Below are 17,804 nucleotides of genomic sequence, written 5' to 3'. Positions count from 1 at the left end.
AATACCTGTTATGCCTTGCGGATCGCCGAAGCGATGAGCGAAACGACGAGCAGCGCAAGGAACACGAAGAACAGAATCTGCGCTATACCGGCTGAGGCACCAGCGATGCCGCCGAAACCGAGCGCACCTGCCACGAGTGCCACCACAAGAAATACGAGCGCATAATAAAGCATGTCTGGTCTCCTCTTTATTGTGTGAAGGAGAAACGACATCGAAGCCGTATTGGTTCCGTGGTTCCGGGAAAATTAAGGCACTCACAACTCTAAATACTCATGACAAGGCGTAAGGCGGTTTGACTTCGGGACAGGGCAGCGCCAACAAGGAAACTCCCGAAAGACGTCTGCCTTTCGGGAGTTGATGACCTTTGGTTCAGGCTGCGACTTGCGAGGCTTCTTCGAAGAAGAGAGCCTGGCTGATCAGCGCTTTCACCATATCCGGATTGAACGGCTTGGTGACGAGGAAGGTCGGTTCCGGGCGTTCGCCTGTCAGCAGGCGTTCCGGGAAAGCGGTGATGAAAATGACAGGAATCGTATCATTCTGCAGGATTTCATTCACCGCATCGATGCCCGAGCTTCCGTCTGCAAGCTGGATATCGGCCAGCACCATGCGCGGCTTTTCCTGGTTATAAAGCGCCAGCGCCTCGTCCTTGGTGCGTGCGATGCCAACGACTTCATGGCCGAGGCTTTCCACCATCTGCTCGATATCCATCGCGATCAGCGGTTCGTCTTCGATAATCATGATGCGCGTTGCCACCTGACGCGAAATCTCGGTCGAAGCAGCCGACAGGATGCGGCTCAGCTCGGCATCGTCCAGCTCGAGAACTTCGGCGGCTTCCTTGTCCGAGAAACCTTCCACCGCTACCAGCAGGAAAGCCTGTCGGGGCAACGGGGCGATATGCGAAAGATTTCTTGCTGCCTGCTGTTCCCAAGCAAATTCCGATGTCGGCTCCGGCATACGAACCGCGGCCGTCTTATAAAGATCGCAGAAAAGGCGATACAGGCCGATCCGGTCGGAAGAGGCACGCGGAAAAATGCTCACATCGGCAATCAAGGCTTCGAGGGCAGCCGCAACATAAGCGTCGCCGGAAGCTTGAGAGCCGGTAAGAGCACGGGAGAAACGACGGAGATAGGGAAGGTGCGGCGCGATACGCGTCGATAACGTCATGGTATTGGAACTCCTCAACTGCCGCTTTCGTTCATTAAATGCACATTGGCGAACAAGGCTCTACGGCCCTCCCGCCATGCTTTGAGCGCAGCATTATGATACACATAACGGGGCGCTTTGAAAAAAGTTCCGAGATTGGGGGTATATCAGGGAACTTTTTGGGAACCCGTGCATTTCCCGGTCAAGCAGGGGCTTAGATTAATAGGGTAGGGCAATCAGCCCGGAACGATCAAGATATGGCAGAAAAAGAAAACCTTCATATGAACGGAGCCGGGGTCAGGTCGCCTCGCCGCGTTCAGAGGGATATATTAGGACCAAATTGTGAAGTCGGATTGAAACTAAAGGCACTGTACACCTCGATACAGGATGAGACGATTCCGGATCGCTTCCTCGATCTTCTCGAAAAACTCGATCAGGCTGAACAGGAGAGTATGCGTGAACACAGCACCCGGTCCGTCGGTTGAGAGTAATGCACAGTTCAAGCGAGAGCTTCTGTCATCGCTGTCGAGCTTGCGCGCCTTTGCGGTGTCGCTCATAGGCCAGCATGACAAGGCGGATGATCTCGTTCAAGATACGATCATGAAAGCATGGGCCAAGCAGGAGTCCTTTGAAATGGGGACGAATATGAAGGCCTGGCTCTTTACTATCCTGCGTAACGAGTTTTACACGCAGATGCGCAAGCGTGGCCGTGAGGTTCAGGATACGGATGGCGTGTTCAGCGAACAGCTTGCCGTGCATCCCTCGCAATATGGCTCGCTCGATCTGCAGGATTTCCGCGCAGCATTGGAGCAATTGCCCGATGATCAACGCGAAGCGATCATTCTGATCGGCGCTTCAGGCTTCGCCTATGAGGAAGCTGCGGAAATCTGTGGGTGTGCCGTGGGGACGATCAAGAGCCGTGTCAGCCGTGCCCGCGCGCGCCTGCAGGAAATTCTCAAGATCGAAGGCGAAAGCGATTACGGCCCGGACGCCGATTCATCGCGGGCAACTTTGAGAAGCTTTGCGTAAAGCAAGATCGCTTTATACCAAGGCGCTGAGATGCTAACGCATCACGCCTTGAAATAGTTCAATCGCCACTCGGGCTTAACCAAAGTCCAATGAGTGAAACTCATTGGACTTTGGTTAAGCCCCTCTTTCCAATGGAAAGGGGGGCTTGTGTTGCTAAAAACTCAAACCATCGCCTGTTTTTGCCCGCAACGATTGCTTTTTATCTCCAGCCACTTGTAGGTTAGCGTTGGCTGATATTTCTTGTCGGCAAAGTGATCGTTTGTTTGTGGGTTGCGTCCTTGCCATCAGTTTTGTTGCAAAAACTGCTTCAATCGTCATCGAAGCCGGTTGCGGTTATCGTGTCGCTCGGTCTCGTGCTGTTATCGGCGATCATGACGCTGTTTCTGTCGTCCGGGGTCAACCATCAGGTGGTTGATATTTCCCGCAATTATGCATTGCGTCAGCAGGTCGACAAGGTTGCCCGCCTGGCCAGCAATATTGAGATGAGCCGTCGCGGCTATCTTCTGACGCTCGACGAGACTTACCTCGATCTCTATCGCAATACGATCCTGAGTGTCGACAAGACGCTCGCTGATCTTGAGGCTCTGACGGATCAGAATCCGCTGCAGGATGCGCGGGTCAAGCAGATCCGTGCGTTGGTCGAACGCGAGCAGGAGGACGTTCGTCAGACCGTCAATCTAGCCCAGTCGGGTAATGTGGCGGCCGCGGTTGAAAAAGTGCGCGGTGACGAGGGTAAGGTGCTGATGGACCAGCTTGCCAATACGGTCACGCAATTCATCGATGCGGAAGAACAGCAGCTTCTCGAGCGCAACAAGCGGATCAACCGCATGCGCTACTGGATGACGGCGACGTCGATCGTGGCGCTGGCTTCGGCTGCCATGCTGGCACTTTTGCTGTTTACCCGCGTTCAGCGCTATGCGCGTTCCATGTTCGAGGGGCAGACGGCGCTGCGTTCTGAAAAGCAATTGCTGGAACAGCGCGTGCAGGAACGCACTGCCGAGCTTGAGCAGGAGCGTCGTATTGCCGAACGGGAGCGCCAGCGGGTCGAGCTTTTGCTACAGGACACCAATCATCGCATCGGCAATTCGCTCGCAACGGTTTCGTCCTTGCTTGGCCTCCAGATGCGGCAGACGCGCAGCGAGGATGCCCGTGCCGCCCTTGCTGCCGCACGTGATCGCGTCCAGACTGTGTCAACTGCGCACCGGCGCCTGCGTCTGGGCGAGGATATGGAATCAGCGCGCGTCGACGATTTTCTTGGCACCGTTATCAACGATATCCGAAATGCCATCGGTCAGGATCGTAAGATCGAATTCTCGACGGATTTCGCGCCGCTTGACCTGAAGGCGCGCGATGTGACGACAATCGGCATCATTCTGGGCGAGCTTGTCACCAACGCGATCAAGCATGCATTCAAGGGTCGTCCAGAAGGGCATATCCGGATCAGCCTCAAGCCGGGCGAAGATGCTATCCCGGTGCTGGTTGTGGAAGACGACGGTGTCGGCTTTGACAAGGAGCAGCAGGAATCCGGCGAAAAGAACGGTCTTGGCACGCTGGTTATCGAACAGCTTTGCATGCAGTTCGGCGAAAAGCCGGTTTACTGCAAGACCGACGGCGGTGCAGGAACCAGGGTGATTGTTCGCCTGTCGTCGCTGGTCGAAGAGGGCGATGCCCCTGTCGGTAAATAGCCAATCGGTCGCTGGAAGGAAAACGCCGACCAATAGCGGTCGGCGTCTGTAGACTTCTGTGAGGTGATTCAGCTCTGCGGAGGACGCTTTTTCTTATCTGAAAGCAGCGAGACGAGCGCGATACCGGCAAGCGGCAGGGCGGCAGCAAGTATAGGGCGCTTGAGAATGGCGGGCACCGTTGCGATCGCTGCCGTTGCCATCATTGCCGACTTGTCCGCTTCGAGTTTCTGCTTGCGTTTTCTGGCTTCGGACGCAGCCTGAATTTTCAAAACGGCGAGAATGAGCAGCGCCACGATCAGCGACAATGCAGCCAGAATGAGCGCTGCCAGCGGGCCGCCATAGTTCTGCGCCAGTGCCAGAAAGGCGGCGACACAGAAGAAGGTAATCGCAATGATGGCGAAGATCGCGATTGCCGTGCCGAAAATCGCCGCACGTTTCGTTTGACCTGCGACGAATTTCAGTTCCTCGCCTGCCAGGGCAGACAATAGGGGCATGAGAGCTTTTAGCATGGTACGCTTCAGCGGCGCGAGAGCAGGGCCAGCAGATAGCCGACGCCGAGTGCAGTGGCGAGCGAGGCAATAGGACGTTCGCGCACCGTTGCCGTCAGTTGGGCTTCAACATCCTGCGCCTTGTTGCGCAGATCGTCGATGACGTCTTCGCCCTGAATATAGGCGCTCTTGTAGGTTTCCTTCGCGCCGCGTTTTGCGTCGCGGACGGTCTGCGAACCGAGATTGGCAAGTGTTGCCGCAATGGCAGCGATGTCTTCCTTCAACTGCTCGACCTGAGCCTGAAGGTCTTCAGTGCTGGCATCGGTCAGCGCTTCTTCGATCTTTTCTTCGATCTTGCTCGTTTTCGCGGATGCACGCGCCATATCAGCTCTCCTGTTCATTCTCCGATTATCGTTCGGATAACGTGTGGCTGGCTGAATGGTTGCATGCAAAGCCATCAGCGGCAACAACACCAGCCGGTTGTTGCAAGTCATGGTAAATGGTGGGGTGAATAGCTGAAAGAGGCGGAAGCATTGCCGATAATGCTTCCGCAAATATCGCGAAGTGTCACTCCGCTTCGCCGTGAAGGATCGTGCCTTCCGGGTCCTTCTTATAGGCTGCGTCCGAATAGGCGGGCTGTGCCTGCAACTGTTCCTTCGTGAACTGCGTGAAGACGTTCACCTTGTCGTCTTTGCTGGACGCGACGTCGAGATTGGCGATGGAAACGGCAACGGGCTTGGAATTGATGCCAAGGAAACCACCCACATCGACGACAAATGCCTCGGTCTGTCCGTCAGCGGACATCAGGACGTCGCCCACCGTTCCGATCTTCGTTTCATCCGCACCGAAAACCGTTGCGCCGATCAGTTTGTCTGCGCTTAGTCCCTCGGAGGGGACCGGCTTCATGCCGTCCGGCATAACCCTGTCGGCCTTTTGCGTCGTAATCGTCTTTTCGGCGGCTGGCGGCTCGGCACGCGGCGCGCCGTCAGCTTCGAAAGCTGCGCTGCGATCGAATGCGGGTGCTTTTTCGAGCTGTTCCTTGGTGGCATCCACGATCAGCCAGCGCTTGCCGTCGTCGCGAACCACCCATGACAGATGATCGAAGCCGATGGCGACATTCTTTTCCCCGACGCCGAGAAAACCGCCGACCCCGATGACGACTGCCTGCGGGCTGCCATCGGCACCGAGGATCATGTCATTGACCGTGCCGATATTGGCAGCATCGTTGGAAGGGCCGTTGTAAACCGCCTGCCCGACAAAACCCGATACCAGCAACTGGCCGGGCGATGCCACGAAATATCCGTTCTCGCTGGCGACCGGTTTTTCCTGTTTCTCGTCGGAGAAAATCGGTGAACCATCCTGCGCGAAAGCGGGCAGGGCGATCAGCGCGGCAAGAGCCGTGGAGGCGAGAAGTCTTTTCATGGAAACTCCTGTCGGTAATTAAGGCAAACCGAAGGCGAGAGGCAATCTCGCCTTCAACAGGAGAAAAAACGAGGGGAAACGGTTTCCGTTCCGCTCAAAATCTGTGTTATTCGAGCGTCAAAATTGTGAAACTGGTGTCTTCCCTGTGGCGAAACCGTGGCAAGCGCTCTTTTGAGTTGCAGATTTGGGGTCAGGCCAGCAGCAGGTAAGCCGCACCGGCCAGCATGATAAAGGCCAGTCCCACATGTGTCGGCTTTAATGAACGCTGTTGTACCGGCAGCGGATCGTCATTTCCCGCCATTGCAGTGCGTGCCGCATGTTCAAGCGTCTGGATATCCTTGAGCATCATTGGCATGTCCTCCAGAATCCGGCTGAATTCCGGTCAGCTCGGAACCGCATTTCCTCCCGTGCACCCGGAATTTGTGTTTAGATCCAACCCTCAAGCGCCTCGGTTGAACCTATCAGGTCTGATTTGGCGTGAATGTGCAACTGGCAAAAAGGCGAGAGTCGAAAAATGTTCGCCTATCCCTGGATTGGCGGACGAAATTACCGTTAAAATGAAAACATGACTTGCGTCATCATATTATTGGGAGTTAAGAAGAAGCCCAACAAGCGGTGCGACGGCCTGCATGAGGGTTTAGTCATGTGCGCGCGGATTTGAACAATCAAAAGGCGATCAAAATGACTGGTTTCTGGCGAAAAGGCTTCATGGCTGCGGCGATGGGCATCGGCTTGCTGGGTGCGGCTTCTGCATTGGCCCAGAATGTGGCTCCGGATGCATCCCCCTCGACGAATGCCCCGGCGACCCCCGCTGTGGAAGCGCCGTCCAGCCTGGCTCCAGCCAATACAGCGCCTGCGAACGAACCGGGAGCTCCTGCAGCGACCGCCCCGGCTTCTGCACCTTCGCCTGAATTGATCCAGTCGCAGACCGCCGCTCCTGCTGCCGCACCTGTCGAAAGTGAGAGCGGTCTGATCCTCCCGCACGACCTGTCGCCATGGGGCATGTTCATGGCTGCCGACTGGGTCGTGAAGGCCGTGATGATCGGTCTGGCGCTCGCTTCGCTGGCCACATGGACGATCTGGGTTGCCAAATCGCTTGAGCTGGCCGGTGCGCGCCGCCGGGCGACCAAGGCATTGAAGGTTATCGGCCATTCGGCAACGCTTGCCGAAGCCGTCCGTTCGCTGGAAGACGCCAAGGGACCGGGGGCGATCCTCGTTCGCGCTGCGGAAGATGAGGTTCGCCTTTCGGGGCCTGCACTGGCACGTGCCGGTGGCGAGGGTCTCAAGGAACGCGTTTCTTCACGGCTGTCACGCATCGAAGCCAAGGCCGGGCGCCGTCTTTCCAAGGGTACTGGCATTCTTGCGACCGTCGGTTCGATTGCGCCTTTCGTCGGTCTGTTCGGCACCGTCTGGGGCATCATGAATTCGTTCATCAACATCAGCCAGGCGCAGACGACAAACCTTGCTGTGGTGGCGCCGGGTATTGCAGAAGCGCTGCTTGCAACGGCCATTGGTCTCGTCGCTGCTATCCCCGCCGTGGTCATCTATAACGTGTTCGCCCGTTCCATCACCGGCTACCGCGCGCTGCTCGCCGATGCGTCGGCAGGGGTCGAGCGTCTTGTCAGCCGCGACCTCGATTTCAGGACGGCCGGTGTGCGTGAAGGCACGCTGCACGCAGCGGAGTAGGTACGATGGCTGGTAAAGTTCGCGAAGGCGGCGGTGACGATCTCGAGCTGAACCACGAGATCAATGTAACGCCCTTCATCGACGTCATGCTGGTTCTGCTCATCATTTTCATGGTGGCAGCACCGCTGGCCACTGTGGATGTGAAGGTGGATCTGCCTGCCTCGACGGCAGCACCCGCGCCGCGTCCCGACAAGCCGCTTTATGTGACGCTGAAAGACGATCTCAGCATCAGTGTCGGCAACGACACCGTTGCCCGCGAGCGCCTTGGCGTGGCGCTCGACGGTCTGTCCGAGAAGAACAAGGAAGCCCGCATCTTCCTGCGCGCTGACAAGAATGTCGGCTATGGCGAATTGATGCGCGTGATGAATCTTCTGCGTGAAGCCGGTTATCTGAAGATCGCGCTGGTTGGTCTCGAAACCGTCGGCGCGGACCAGACCGGAACCGCGCCCGCCGGTGCGCCAACGCAACCGGCACCCGCCTCGCAAACGCCTGCTGCGCAGGGAGCCGCGCAATGAATGCACTTCCGCCCGACCATCCTCCTGTAAAGGTGGCTGCGGCCGATACCCCTCATCATTCCTTCTGGCATGATGCAGGGCGCTGGTTGGGTGCGGGCATTCTTGTTCTGACAGTGCACGCCGCAGGTGCCTACGCCATTCACATGGCACAGGAAGAAGACCAGCCCGATGGCTCGCAGGTTGCCGCCATGGTGGTGGAGCTTGCGCCGGAGCCGGAAGCGCCGATGGAAGAACAGGTTGCGGAAGAAGCCCAGCCTGAAACGGCTGAAGCACCGCAGGAACAGGTAGAGCCGGAACCGACCCCGCAGCCCGAACCGCAGCAGGAAGAGCCGACACCACCTGAACCGGAAGCGGTAACGCCGCCGGAGCCTGAGCCGGAACCACAGGCTGTTCAGGAGCCTGAAGAAGTCATTCCGGATGTGGTCGAGGCTGAAAAGCCGGAGGTTGCCGTTCCGCTGCCGGTCGAAAAGCCGGAAGTAAAGCCTGAACCCAAGCCGGAGCCGAAGCCAGAACCGAAAAAGGTTGAAAAGCCGAAGCCGGAAAAACCAAAGGTCGAGAAACCGAAGCCCAAGAAGGCTGAGAAAGCCCCGGAAACCCGTCAAGCCGCTGCACCGCGCATGGACGTGGACGCGGGTGAGAAGGCTGCTGCGAATCGCCGGGGTGACAATTCGGCGTCGGCAGGTGTCGCCTCCAACAAATGGCAGGCGAAGATGAATTCTCATATGGCGCGTAACACGCGTTTCATGCAGCGTAAGGCACGCAATGCGAAAGGACGCGTGGTCATCAACTTCGTGATTGATCCTTCCGGCAATGTGCTTTCGGTCAAGCTGGCAGGTTCATCCGGCAATCCAGAGGTTGACCAGCTTGCACTGGAAGCCGCGCGTCGGGCTTCGCCTGTGCCCGCGCCGCCAGCAGCCATTGCGAAGGCGCGTATGCCAATTACCTTGCCGTTACTCTTCAAGTAAGCCGGTACAGCAAGCACGATTTCGAGGGCCGGTCTGGAACATCAGGCCGGCCTTGCTGCTTCCGCCGGTTCAATATCACTCCACAAGCCCGAAGATCGGGCCATAACCACCGTGCCAGGATATGTCGTTCCGCTGTAACGCGGGAACATAGATGCCAGCGCCGCCGCCGCCATCCAGAAACAGCGCGTTCGGGCATTTAAGATGGTCTCGAAACAGTCGCGCGAAGTCGTGGAAATTGACTGCTCCCTCGCTAACTGCGAAGCGGATTGCGCCGCCATCGCAAATGCCGACGCCGCTACGTCGGGTCTTGTCGGTTGAGGCGACGATGAAAATCGGGTTGATCCTGTCGCGGATAACCAGCATCGGCCCGGACTGGGTGGCGAGCCGAGGTTTGATCTTTTGTTTTAGAAACCGGTCTGTCGGCAGGATTCCCGCACCCTTTTCACCGAGGTAAAAGATGCCGTTGGGCTTCTTGTAGAAGTTCGGCACGGGGCCGGTCCCACGAGCGGGCTTTGTCTTGCTTGCCGGGCGAAGCTCACGGCCATCTTCGACGTAGAGGCCCATCGGTGAAAAATCAGGCTGATACATGCCTGCATTGAGCGCGAAAACCAGTGTCTTGGCGCGACTTGCGGCAGCGTCGGCGACTTTTGAAAAATTGCGATAGGGCTCGTCGTCGCCATTTTTCCAGAACAGATGCAAGCCCGTGCCATCCGCCTTTGCATCGCAGATGATATAGTCTGTACCTTCAATGGTTTCGCGGTTGCAGGTTTCGGTGCGGCCCGGCTGCGTCATCGCAGCAAGCACAATCGCGGCAGCGAACAGGCTTCTCTTGAACGGAATCATCGCTGTGCTGCCTCCCGTCAGCGTTTGCTATTCGGATGACAGTGCCACGGCGGGCAGCAGGCGGGAAGCCTTGCGCGCAGGCAGGAAACCGAAGATCAGGCCGGTGGCGAAAGCGCAAGCGAAGGCCAGCAGGACAGGCCCGATGCTGTAGCCGACCGAAAGACCGGCCCAACCCGCCACGGCGGCAGCACCCAGCCCGATCACGACGCCGAATGCACCGCCGATGGCCGAGACGGTCAATGCCTCAGTGATGAATTGCAGCAGGATATCGCGCCGCCGTGCACCGGTCGCCATGCGCACGCCGATCTCGCGGGTGCGCTCCGTCACGCTTACCAGCATGATGTTCATGACGCCGATGCCGCCGACGAGAAGCGAGATCGCCGCGACGGACCCCAGAAACAGCGTCATCGTATTGCCCATGGCCGTCGCGTCCTCGCGGATGGACGACATATTGGTTATCATGGTGTCGCGCTTCTTGTGGCGCTGGTCGAGCAGGTCCTGAATCTGTTCCTGCGTCGTGTTGATGAGATCGGAATCCTTTACCTGCACGGTGATGGTGCGTACATATTTCTGGCCGAACAGCCGCAGATTGCCGGTCGAGAGCGGCACGATCACCACATCGTCCTGATCCGAACCACCAAAACCGGCGCCCTTCGGCTCCAGTGTCCCGATCACCTGGAACGGGATCTTCTGGATCAGGATATACTGGCCGATCGGGTTGCTGCCTTCGGGAAACAGCGTCTTGACGACAGTGGTACCAAGGACTGCGACGGGCGCATAGTTGTCCAGATCGCTCTGGCTGATGAAATCGCCGGTTGCGACCTTCCACGATTTGGCTTCGGAAAAGGCGGGAACAGTGCCGTTTGCCTGCGACTGATAATCGACATTGCCACGGCGCAGCGTCACCGTGCCGGTAACCTCCGGTACGGCGGTTCTGATATTCGGCAGTTCCAGAATGGCGGTGGCGTCTTCGGGAATCAGCGTCGCTATCTGGCCTGTACCGCGGAAACCCGCCATGGAGGGACGCACCAGAATGAGATCGGTGCCCATCGCATTGATGCGGTCGAGAATCGAGTTCTGCGCGCCGGTGCCGATGGCGAGCATTGTCACCACGGAACTGACGCCGATGATGATGCCGAGCAGGGTCAGAATCGTCCGGAAGATATTGGCCCGCAAGGCGCGCATCGCCATCTTCACCGCTTCCGAAACATCGGCAATGCGGGCGGAACTGCCTTCAAGGCTCTTCTGCAGCCGGAAAGGGGCCTGCGTATCGGGAATGGCACGCTTTACAGTATCGGAAAGTATCTGGCCGTCGCGGATTTCGATCAGCCTGTCCGCACGTTCAGCCACTTCGCGGGCATGCGTGATGACGATGACCGTGTGCCCCTGCTGGTGCATGGAGCGCAGCAGCTCCATCACGTCCTCGCCGCTCTGGCTGTCGAGCGCACCGGTCGGCTCGTCGGCAAGGATGATGCGCCCGCCATTCATGAGCGCACGGGCGATGGAAACGCGCTGCTGCTGGCCGCCGGAAAGCTGGTTCGGGCGATGGTCGAGGCGGTCGCCGAGCTTTAGCGAATGGAGCAGTTCGGCGGCGCGCGCATGGCGTTCCGATGCGGGCAGGCCCGCATAGATCGCTGGAACCTCGACGTTTTCCTGCGCCGTTGAGGTCGAGATGAGGTTGTAGCTCTGGAAGACGAAGCCGAACGTGCGGCGGCGCAACGTTGCCAGTGCGTCGGCGTCCAGTGTTGATACGTCCTCGCCATCGAGCAGATATTGCCCGCCGCTCGGGCTGTCGAGGCAGCCCAGAATGTTCATCAGCGTCGATTTGCCGGAACCGGACGCACCCATGATCGCGACGAATTCGCCAGCCTGAATATCGAGCGTGATGCCATGCAGGACTTCCACGGCAAGGTCGCCATTGTGATAGGTTTTGCGGATATCATCCAGTCTGATGAGCGGCGTGTCGGTTATTGGAGTGTCGGGCATGAGGCGGCTCATCAGAACAGGCGCATGCCGGGCCTGCGGCCACGCTGCCCTGCGGCGGCTTCGGCTCCGCTGGAAGCGCTGGTGACGATAACCTTGTCGCCTTCCTCAAGGCCGCTCTTGATTTCGGTCTGCACGCGATTGCGTACGCCGATCTGAACCTGACGTTCGGTGATCGAGCCGTTATCGCTCACTACCTTGACCGAAATCTGCGGCTTGCCTTTCTGGTTCTGGGGGCCTTCGCGCTTGTAATTCAGCGCTGACGAGGGGACGATCAATACGTTCTTCGCCTCATCGAGAATGAAATAGACCTGCGTGCTCATATTGATCATCAGTTCGCCGGTCGGGTTCGGGACGTCGAACAGCGCATAATAGAGCACGACATTGTTCTCGGTCGCGGGCGTGGGCTTGATCTGGCGCAGCGTGCCGGCAAAGCGCTTCTCCGGCTGGCCGAGCAGGGTGAAATAGACCGGCATTCCGGGCTTCAGCCTGCCGATATCGGCTTCCGAAACCTGCGCTTCCACCGTCATGACCTTGAGATCGGCCACGGTCACGATGGTCGGTGCGCTCTGTACCGCATTCAGCGTTTCGCCTTCCTTGGCGGTCTGGTCGACGACCGTGCCTTCCATGGGGCTGTAGATCTTGGTGTAGCCGAAATCGACCTTGTCGCTGGCAAGCTGAGCTTCCTGCTGGCGGATCTGCGCGCCGAGCGCCTTGACGTCGGCATCGGCCATGGCAAGATCGGCATCGGCCTGATCGACTGTTGATTGCGATACGCCGCGCGTGGCCAGCAGCGAACGCTGGCGCGCCGCATTGGCTTTTTTCAGCGTCAGTTGGGCGTCTTTGCTCAAAAGCTGCGCCTTGAGATTATCGAGCTGGGCGCTTGATATTTCCACCTTCTTTTCGAAAGGTGAAGGGTCGATTTCGGCGATAAGCTGGCCCTGCTTGACTTGATCGCCCACTTCGACCTTCACACTTTTGAGCTGGCCGGAGACCTGCGCGCCGACATTGATGCTGCGCAGTGCACTGAGCGTCCCGACGGCTGTGATGGCGTTTTCAATATCGCCGCGCGTGACGGTTTCGGCGAGATAACTCGTCTTCTGGCCGCCCGCTTCACCCGAGCCGTAAAAATACCAGCCCGCACCGACCACGATTGCCGCTACCGGAAGCCAGAGCCACCAGCGGCGCGCCTTGCCGCGCACGCGCTTTTGCGAAGGTGCCGTTCGCTGCCTGGTTTTGGAAGAATCGGAAGATGTAAGCACCGTCAAACCCTCTAGCTTTCAGTACCTCCGAACTCCGGAGATTCATCAATATGTCCCGCAAATTCTCTGTCGCATACAACCAAAGCGGGACGGTATTGCCAGCTATGGATAGCTAACCGGATATCTATGCTTCTCCGCTCAGGATTTCATCTTAATTATTTGTCATGCAATAATTGTCGGCGACACAAAGGCTGGACGCTTCCGGGCTCCTCTCGGTGATTGCGCGAAAACATGCGATGAAGCGAACCAAGTTGGTATCAATATACAACTTGCGGTTATTCTTTCAGAATTTACCAATGGAAACAAACTGATCGAAGTAATTAAGTGTTCTTAAATTATCTCCTGATTAAATAAGATCGGGAATCTACAATCAGAAAGTAGAGAAGAAAATTTAGACGTGATCTATCCGTAGAGGCGGATGGTCGACGCATGCATGATGCATGTTGTTTCGAACTGGCATGGAAATAAGGTTTCAATGCTCTTGGACGGGAGGGCAAATGGCTTACCTTATTATGGAGAGAAAAAGGTTTTCAGCTTTGCCGAGCAAGCTTTCGAGCTTGTCTTCAAGAATACCTTTGTTGTTATTTTTCAAACGAAATAAAAGCGGCACCGCAGCGGTCGAATTTGCAATATTGGCGCCGGTTTTTCTTCTGATCCTGATGGGCATGATCGCCTTCGGTCTCTATCTGGGCGTGGCGAATGCCGTGCAGCAGCTTGCGGCTGACGCCACGCGGACGGCGCTGGCGGGTATCGATCCCCCGGAACGGCTGATGCTGGCGACAACTTATATCCAGAAGAACGCCGCAAAATATTCACTGATCGATCCGGCGAAGATGCAGGTGAATGTCGACAATGCGCAGTCGGACCCCAACCAGTTCACGCTGACGATCCGCTACAACGCGCAAAACCTGCCGATCTGGAACCTGATGACCGGCCTGCCGCTTCCGGACACGACCATCACAAGGGCGTCGACAATAAGACTTGGTGGAATCTGACAGGGGCTGGGGGCATAAGATATGCGGGGTTTGGTATCACGTTTCCTGCATGCGCGGGGCGGTAATCTGGCGACGATGGCGGCGCTGGTTTCTCCACTGTTTCTGGCGATTGCAGCTTTCAGCGTGGACACGAGTTCGCTGTTTTTGGAGCGCCGCCAGCTACAGAGCATGGCTGATTTTGCTGCCGTCGCCGGAGCGGCTTCTCTTTCGCAAGCCAATGATTCGGTGCTGCGGCAATTGCGGGCGAACGGTCTTGATCCGGTGTTGATGACAGGCGCTTACGACCCATCAATCGTCAACGGAAAGACGGACAACAAGACCCGCGTATGGGTGGAAAAGGGCAACTATTTTCCCGACAAGAACCGCGCTGTCGAAAACCGTTTCGTGGCTGGTGGGGCCAGCCCCGATGCGGTTCGCGTCCGGCTGGCACGTCCGGGCAATCTTTATTTTGGCCAGGCATTCATCAATCGACCGGCGCTCGGCGCTACCGGCATGGCGGCCACAAAGGCCGAGGCGGCATTTTCGATCGGTTCGCGACTGTTGAGCCTGAATACCGATCAGAGTGTGTTGAACGGACTTCTCGGTGGCCTGTTGGGGACCACTCTCAATCTGAAGCTTGTTGATTACAATGCACTTGCGGCAACTGATATCAACCTGCTCGGTTTTCTGGATAAGCTTGCTCCCAAAGTAGGGCTGACGGCTGGTACTTATGACCAATTGCTGAACACGGATGTTTCAGTCGGCATGCTGGCAAATGTGTTGGCCGAAGTGGTGACGAACAATCCAACGGCGAAAGCAGCACTCGGTATTCTGGGCAAGGATGCCGTTGCACTGGCTACGAAACTGCCGGTCGGTAAGCTGCTGGGGCTTGGGTCGCTGGCGAATGCCTCAATAGGCTCTGGAGCCGGATACAACATAACCGCGAATGTTCTGCAGCTTGTTTCTGCAGCGGTCATGATTGGAGGCAAGCATCAAGTCAAGATCGACAAAGGATTGAATGTCCCGGGATTACTGGGTGTTACATTGGAGGTGCTGGTGGGAGAACCGCCGCTGAACACTCCTTTTTTCCGAGTTGGCGCAGCAGGCTCTTTTGTTCGTACCGCTCAGATTCGACTGAAACTCGGTATCGGCGTCGGGGGGCAATCGGGCAATAAATTACTTGGCGTTGAACTTCTTAATCTCAATCTGCCGTTAGCAGTCGATATTGCTTCGGGCGAAGGGGAACTCAAGAGTATAAGTTGTCCATCAGGCCCGACAAGCGCCAATGTTACGATTGCAGCAAAACCCGGTATCGCTGGTATCTACCTTGGAGAAACCGGCTCCTCCTTTTATGATTTGAACCGAAAGCCCTCCGTGAGCCGAGCGAAAATAGCAAAAGCGAAGCTGTATCTTTTAGGAATTCAAGTTGATCTTATCGATCTTGAAGCAAAAGCTGAAGTAAAACTGGGAGAAAAGACGAATTCCCTGTCATTCAACTACAGTGATATACAGAATAAAAGGATCAAGGCTGCTTACTCAAGTGACCTGGTGTCTTCTCTTTCGAGCTCCCTTCTCAAGAATATGGAAATAGACCTCAATCTGCTGGGAATAATCAAGCTGCCGCTGGGCGATGTGGTGGGGCTGGTGGGAGTCTTGCTGACCCCGGTAGCGCCTCTGATCGACAATCTTGTTTTCGGAATTCTCGACCTGCTCGGCGTCAAACTGGGTGAGGCTGATGTTCAGGTCACCGGCGTTCTTTGTCAGCGCGCGGCGCTGACGCAGTAAAAAAACAGGCAATAAAAAGCCCGGCTCAGCCGGGCTTTTGCGTGCGAGTTGTCCGTTTATGCCGTGCCGGTCGAACCGAAGCCGCCAGCGCCGCGCGCCGTATCGGTCACCTCGGCGCGTTCTTCAATCTGCGGCTGAACGACCGGCGCGAAAACAGCCTGCGCAATGCGCATGCCCCGTTCGATGCGGAAATCGTCATCGCCGAGATTGATGAGAAGAACCTTCACCTCGCCGCGATAATCGGAATCGATGGTGCCGGGCGTGTTGAGGCAGGTGATACCGTTCTTGAAGGCAAGGCCCGAGCGCGGACGAATCTGTACCTCGAAACCTTCCGGAATTTCGAAGATCAGCCCTGTCGGCACCAGCGTGCGGCGTCCCGGCAGGAGAACGATCTGGCGGTCTTCGGCAACGGCCGCACGCAGGTCCATGCCAGCCGAACCTGATGTCTCATAGGCCGGGAGTTCAAGGCCTTTCGCATGTTCGAGGCGGATGATGCCGAGCGTTGGCGCGGAAGAAGATACTGCGGTCATGAGGGAGCCTTTCCTGCAAGAATTCAGTTGGCCTGCGAGACACTGGTTCATCGCGCATCTTGTCTGAAAGCCGTTTCACACTTTTCAGGATGCGCTTTAAATTGGCGACGCTCATACGTGAAAACCAATGAAAGGTGTACCGCCTATTTGCTGTTTTGCAATGATAGTACGGCACAGGGTCATGCAATTTGCACCGGCAATTAGTCTGTCTGGCATGAAAACCGGTCCAGTGCCCTTATGGAACAAATCAATCATTCACCTGTTGGACTTTCGTGTTTCAAGAATGAGGATTTGAAAATGCCAAGCCCTGAAATGAATAAATGTATCGATGTCTGCCTGGATTGCTATCGGGTTTGTCTCGACACGGCCTCCAGCCACTGCCTGGAAGAAGGTGGCGCGCATGTCGAGCCGAAACATTTTCGGATCATGCTGGCTTGCGTGGAAACTTGCCGGACGGCGGCTCACGTCATGTTGCTGGATACGCCCCTGCATCGCGAAACTTGCGCTGCCTGCGCGAAGATTTGTGAAGCTTGTGCGCAATCCTGTCGCGAGGTTGGTGGCATGGAAAAATGCGTTGAGGTTTGCGAGCGTTGCGCCACGCGCTGTCGCGAAATGGCCCGGCACTAAGGCGTCTGGCGGGGGATTGCACTGTCATTCCTTCAGCGGAACCGCAGTCGTTTCCTTGATCTCTTCCATGACGAATGAAGCCGAAACATCTGACAGCGGAACGCTGGCGATCAGTCGCTGATAGAGGCGGTCATAGGCTTTGACATCGGAAACGCGTGCCTTCAGCACGTAATCCAGATCGCCGGTCATACGATAAACACCCACGATTTCCGGATAACGGCCCATGGCCGTGCGAAATTTCGTCAGCCATTGGGGGTCGTGGCTCGATGTACGTACAAGGATGAAGACGGAAAGTCCGCACCCTGCCATCTCGGCATCGACCAAAGCGACGCGCGCCTTGATGATGCCCTCGTCTTCCATGCGCTTGACGCGACGCCAGCAGGCGTTGCGGGAAAGATGCACGCGCTCGGAGAGAGAATCAACGGACAAGGTACCGTCGATCTGCAGTTCATCCAATATTTTGCGATCAATTTCGTCCAAGATGAGCTTCATATTGAGATAAATGTCTCATAAAATATCAATTATCAAGGACAAATTGAGATTTCATCTCGTCTGCTTTTGCTAAAATGATTTTCTATAACAGTGCTTATGGCGCTGGCTAAACGGGAACAAATTACTCATTGACGGGAGTATTTCCAATGACCACACGCATCACACGCCTCTTCACCGAGCACCCTCAGTCGGTTGACGAAACCTATTTCGAACATATGGCCTTTGCCGGTCGTTTTTCGTTCAAGCTTTTTTGTGCGGCATTCGCAGCACTGATCCATGCAATTTTGCCATTTTTGTTCGAGAAGACGGCGAGCACAATCGTTCGCCAGCTTTATGAGCGGACGCACAACCGGGGCCGGTAAACACCGGATCGCA

The 17,804-nt window shown here is 56.7% G+C and carries 21 protein-coding genes; 9 read left to right on the top strand and 12 right to left on the bottom strand.

Annotation, left to right across the window (positions count from 1 at the left end; translation table 11 throughout):
- Positions 1 to 8 precede the first annotated feature (8 nt).
- Entirely contained in the window at positions 9 to 173 is a 165-nt protein-coding gene (locus ACYSN1_RS18435; RefSeq protein ID WP_007876538.1) for a DUF1328 domain-containing protein, read from the bottom strand.
- A 196-nt stretch (positions 174 to 369) separates the two neighbouring features.
- Positions 370 to 1,164 (bottom strand): response regulator, encoded by a 795-nt coding sequence (locus tag ACYSN1_RS18430; RefSeq protein WP_461727018.1) that lies wholly within the window; start codon positions 1,162 to 1,164, stop codon positions 370 to 372.
- A 236-nt stretch (positions 1,165 to 1,400) separates the two neighbouring features.
- Between ACYSN1_RS18430 and ACYSN1_RS18425 the strand changes: the two genes are divergently transcribed.
- From ACYSN1_RS18425 to ACYSN1_RS18415, 3 genes are all read left to right on the top strand, one after another.
- Positions 1,401 to 1,628, top strand: coding sequence for a NepR family anti-sigma factor (locus ACYSN1_RS18425; RefSeq protein ID WP_140021908.1), 228 nt, complete (start codon positions 1,401 to 1,403; stop codon positions 1,626 to 1,628).
- Positions 1,600 to 2,172, top strand: a complete 573-nt coding sequence (locus ACYSN1_RS18420; protein ID WP_140021907.1) for an RNA polymerase sigma factor — start codon at positions 1,600 to 1,602, stop codon at positions 2,170 to 2,172. The genes ACYSN1_RS18425 and ACYSN1_RS18420 overlap by 29 nt, the downstream gene beginning before the upstream one ends.
- A 278-nt stretch (positions 2,173 to 2,450) precedes the next feature.
- The gene (locus ACYSN1_RS18415) at positions 2,451 to 3,857 is read left to right on the top strand and encodes a sensor histidine kinase (protein WP_461727017.1); all 1,407 of its coding nucleotides are present in this window, start codon (positions 2,451 to 2,453) and stop codon (positions 3,855 to 3,857) included.
- A 68-nt stretch (positions 3,858 to 3,925) separates the two neighbouring features.
- Here the strand turns inward: ACYSN1_RS18415 and ACYSN1_RS18410 are convergent, their stop codons facing one another.
- The 4 genes from ACYSN1_RS18410 to ACYSN1_RS18395 form a co-directional block, all read right to left on the bottom strand.
- The gene (locus ACYSN1_RS18410) at positions 3,926 to 4,366 is read right to left on the bottom strand and encodes a hypothetical protein (protein WP_461727016.1); all 441 of its coding nucleotides are present in this window, start codon (positions 4,364 to 4,366) and stop codon (positions 3,926 to 3,928) included.
- A gap of 8 nt (positions 4,367 to 4,374) precedes the next feature.
- Positions 4,375 to 4,728 carry an ElaB/YgaM/YqjD family protein gene (locus ACYSN1_RS18405; protein WP_140021903.1) on the bottom strand — a complete coding sequence of 118 codons (354 nt, stop codon included), beginning with the start codon at positions 4,726 to 4,728 and terminating at the stop codon, positions 4,375 to 4,377.
- 184 nt (positions 4,729 to 4,912) lie between these two features.
- Positions 4,913 to 5,767 carry a PRC-barrel domain-containing protein gene (locus tag ACYSN1_RS18400; RefSeq protein WP_461727015.1) on the bottom strand — a complete coding sequence of 285 codons (855 nt, stop codon included), beginning with the start codon at positions 5,765 to 5,767 and terminating at the stop codon, positions 4,913 to 4,915.
- A gap of 190 nt (positions 5,768 to 5,957) precedes the next feature.
- Complete coding sequence (locus ACYSN1_RS18395) at positions 5,958 to 6,116, bottom strand: hypothetical protein (protein WP_167522198.1); 159 nt, start codon at positions 6,114 to 6,116, stop codon at positions 5,958 to 5,960.
- Between the two features lie 296 nt (positions 6,117 to 6,412).
- Here ACYSN1_RS18395 and exbB point away from each other — a divergent pair, with 296 nt between their 5' ends.
- The 3 genes from exbB to ACYSN1_RS18380 are packed head-to-tail and all read left to right on the top strand — an operon-like array spanning position 6,413 to position 8,933.
- Positions 6,413 to 7,453, top strand: coding sequence for a tonB-system energizer ExbB (exbB, locus tag ACYSN1_RS18390; protein ID WP_461727014.1), 1,041 nt, complete (start codon positions 6,413 to 6,415; stop codon positions 7,451 to 7,453).
- A 5-nt stretch (positions 7,454 to 7,458) separates the two neighbouring features.
- Positions 7,459 to 7,968: a TonB system transport protein ExbD gene (exbD, locus tag ACYSN1_RS18385; protein ID WP_461727013.1), complete on the top strand. Its 510-nt coding sequence runs from the start codon at positions 7,459 to 7,461 to the stop codon at positions 7,966 to 7,968.
- Complete coding sequence (locus ACYSN1_RS18380; protein WP_461727012.1) at positions 7,965 to 8,933, top strand: energy transducer TonB family protein; 969 nt, start codon at positions 7,965 to 7,967, stop codon at positions 8,931 to 8,933. The genes exbD and ACYSN1_RS18380 overlap by 4 nt, the downstream gene beginning before the upstream one ends.
- Before the next feature lie 75 nt (positions 8,934 to 9,008).
- On the opposite strand, the gene ACYSN1_RS18375 is transcribed toward ACYSN1_RS18380, so the two are convergent.
- From ACYSN1_RS18375 to ACYSN1_RS18365, 3 genes are read right to left on the bottom strand one after another with little or no spacing between them, the layout of a single operon-like run.
- The gene (locus ACYSN1_RS18375) at positions 9,009 to 9,776 is read right to left on the bottom strand and encodes a phosphodiester glycosidase family protein (protein ID WP_461727011.1); all 768 of its coding nucleotides are present in this window, start codon (positions 9,774 to 9,776) and stop codon (positions 9,009 to 9,011) included.
- Positions 9,777 to 9,803: 27 nt separating this feature from the next.
- Positions 9,804 to 11,774: a MacB family efflux pump subunit gene (locus tag ACYSN1_RS18370; protein ID WP_461727010.1), complete on the bottom strand. Its 1,971-nt coding sequence runs from the start codon at positions 11,772 to 11,774 to the stop codon at positions 9,804 to 9,806.
- Entirely contained in the window at positions 11,774 to 13,021 is a 1,248-nt protein-coding gene (locus tag ACYSN1_RS18365; RefSeq protein ID WP_461727009.1) for an efflux RND transporter periplasmic adaptor subunit, read from the bottom strand. Before ACYSN1_RS18365 ends, ACYSN1_RS18370 begins: the two co-directional genes overlap by 1 nt.
- Before the next feature lie 536 nt (positions 13,022 to 13,557).
- Here ACYSN1_RS18365 and ACYSN1_RS18360 point away from each other — a divergent pair.
- Positions 13,558 to 14,016: a TadE/TadG family type IV pilus assembly protein gene (locus tag ACYSN1_RS18360; RefSeq protein ID WP_461727151.1), complete on the top strand. Its 459-nt coding sequence runs from the start codon at positions 13,558 to 13,560 to the stop codon at positions 14,014 to 14,016.
- Between the two features lie 21 nt (positions 14,017 to 14,037).
- Positions 14,038 to 15,780 carry a pilus assembly protein TadG-related protein gene (locus tag ACYSN1_RS18355; RefSeq protein ID WP_461727008.1) on the top strand — a complete coding sequence of 581 codons (1,743 nt, stop codon included), beginning with the start codon at positions 14,038 to 14,040 and terminating at the stop codon, positions 15,778 to 15,780.
- Positions 15,781 to 15,836: 56 nt separating this feature from the next.
- Here ACYSN1_RS18355 and dut read toward each other — a convergent pair whose 3' ends face one another.
- The 3 genes from dut to ACYSN1_RS18340 all read right to left on the bottom strand — a co-directional run bounded on the left by dut (position 15,837) and on the right by ACYSN1_RS18340 (position 17,429).
- A complete protein-coding gene (gene dut, locus ACYSN1_RS18350; protein ID WP_461727007.1) occupies positions 15,837 to 16,310 on the bottom strand; it encodes a dUTP diphosphatase in 474 nt (157 codons plus the stop codon).
- 255 nt (positions 16,311 to 16,565) lie between these two features.
- Positions 16,566 to 16,934, bottom strand: coding sequence for a hypothetical protein (locus tag ACYSN1_RS18345; protein ID WP_461727006.1), 369 nt, complete (start codon positions 16,932 to 16,934; stop codon positions 16,566 to 16,568).
- 27 nt (positions 16,935 to 16,961) lie between these two features.
- Positions 16,962 to 17,429 (bottom strand): Lrp/AsnC family transcriptional regulator, encoded by a 468-nt coding sequence (locus ACYSN1_RS18340; protein ID WP_461727005.1) that lies wholly within the window; start codon positions 17,427 to 17,429, stop codon positions 16,962 to 16,964.
- A 146-nt stretch (positions 17,430 to 17,575) separates the two neighbouring features.
- Between ACYSN1_RS18340 and ACYSN1_RS18335 the strand changes: the two genes are divergently transcribed.
- The gene (locus ACYSN1_RS18335; RefSeq protein WP_006473246.1) at positions 17,576 to 17,791 is read left to right on the top strand and encodes a DUF6356 family protein; all 216 of its coding nucleotides are present in this window, start codon (positions 17,576 to 17,578) and stop codon (positions 17,789 to 17,791) included.
- Positions 17,792 to 17,804 lie beyond the last annotated feature (13 nt).

Source organism: Brucella sp. LJL56, assembly GCF_054871705.1.
Note: the sequence above shows the minus strand (reverse complement) of the source record. Positions and strands in the feature narration are given on the sequence as shown.

Coding starts and splice junctions, on each gene's coding strand:
- ACYSN1_RS18435 (WP_007876538.1), bottom strand. CDS start 173: ATGCTTTATTATGCGCTCGTATTTCTTGTGGTGGCACTCGTGGCAGGT.
- ACYSN1_RS18430 (WP_461727018.1), bottom strand. CDS start 1,164: ATGACGTTATCGACGCGTATCGCGCCGCACCTTCCCTATCTCCGTCGT.
- ACYSN1_RS18425 (WP_140021908.1), top strand. CDS start 1,401: ATGGCAGAAAAAGAAAACCTTCATATGAACGGAGCCGGGGTCAGGTCG.
- ACYSN1_RS18410 (WP_461727016.1), bottom strand. CDS start 4,366: ATGCTAAAAGCTCTCATGCCCCTATTGTCTGCCCTGGCAGGCGAGGAA.
- ACYSN1_RS18405 (WP_140021903.1), bottom strand. CDS start 4,728: ATGGCGCGTGCATCCGCGAAAACGAGCAAGATCGAAGAAAAGATCGAA.
- ACYSN1_RS18400 (WP_461727015.1), bottom strand. CDS start 5,767: ATGAAAAGACTTCTCGCCTCCACGGCTCTTGCCGCGCTGATCGCCCTG.
- ACYSN1_RS18395 (WP_167522198.1), bottom strand. CDS start 6,116: ATGATGCTCAAGGATATCCAGACGCTTGAACATGCGGCACGCACTGCA.
- exbD (WP_461727013.1), top strand. CDS start 7,459: ATGGCTGGTAAAGTTCGCGAAGGCGGCGGTGACGATCTCGAGCTGAAC.
- ACYSN1_RS18380 (WP_461727012.1), top strand. CDS start 7,965: ATGAATGCACTTCCGCCCGACCATCCTCCTGTAAAGGTGGCTGCGGCC.
- ACYSN1_RS18375 (WP_461727011.1), bottom strand. CDS start 9,776: ATGATTCCGTTCAAGAGAAGCCTGTTCGCTGCCGCGATTGTGCTTGCT.
- ACYSN1_RS18370 (WP_461727010.1), bottom strand. CDS start 11,774: ATGAGCCGCCTCATGCCCGACACTCCAATAACCGACACGCCGCTCATC.
- ACYSN1_RS18355 (WP_461727008.1), top strand. CDS start 14,038: ATGCGGGGTTTGGTATCACGTTTCCTGCATGCGCGGGGCGGTAATCTG.
- dut (WP_461727007.1), bottom strand. CDS start 16,310: ATGACCGCAGTATCTTCTTCCGCGCCAACGCTCGGCATCATCCGCCTC.
- ACYSN1_RS18340 (WP_461727005.1), bottom strand. CDS start 17,429: ATGAAGCTCATCTTGGACGAAATTGATCGCAAAATATTGGATGAACTG.
- ACYSN1_RS18335 (WP_006473246.1), top strand. CDS start 17,576: ATGACCACACGCATCACACGCCTCTTCACCGAGCACCCTCAGTCGGTT.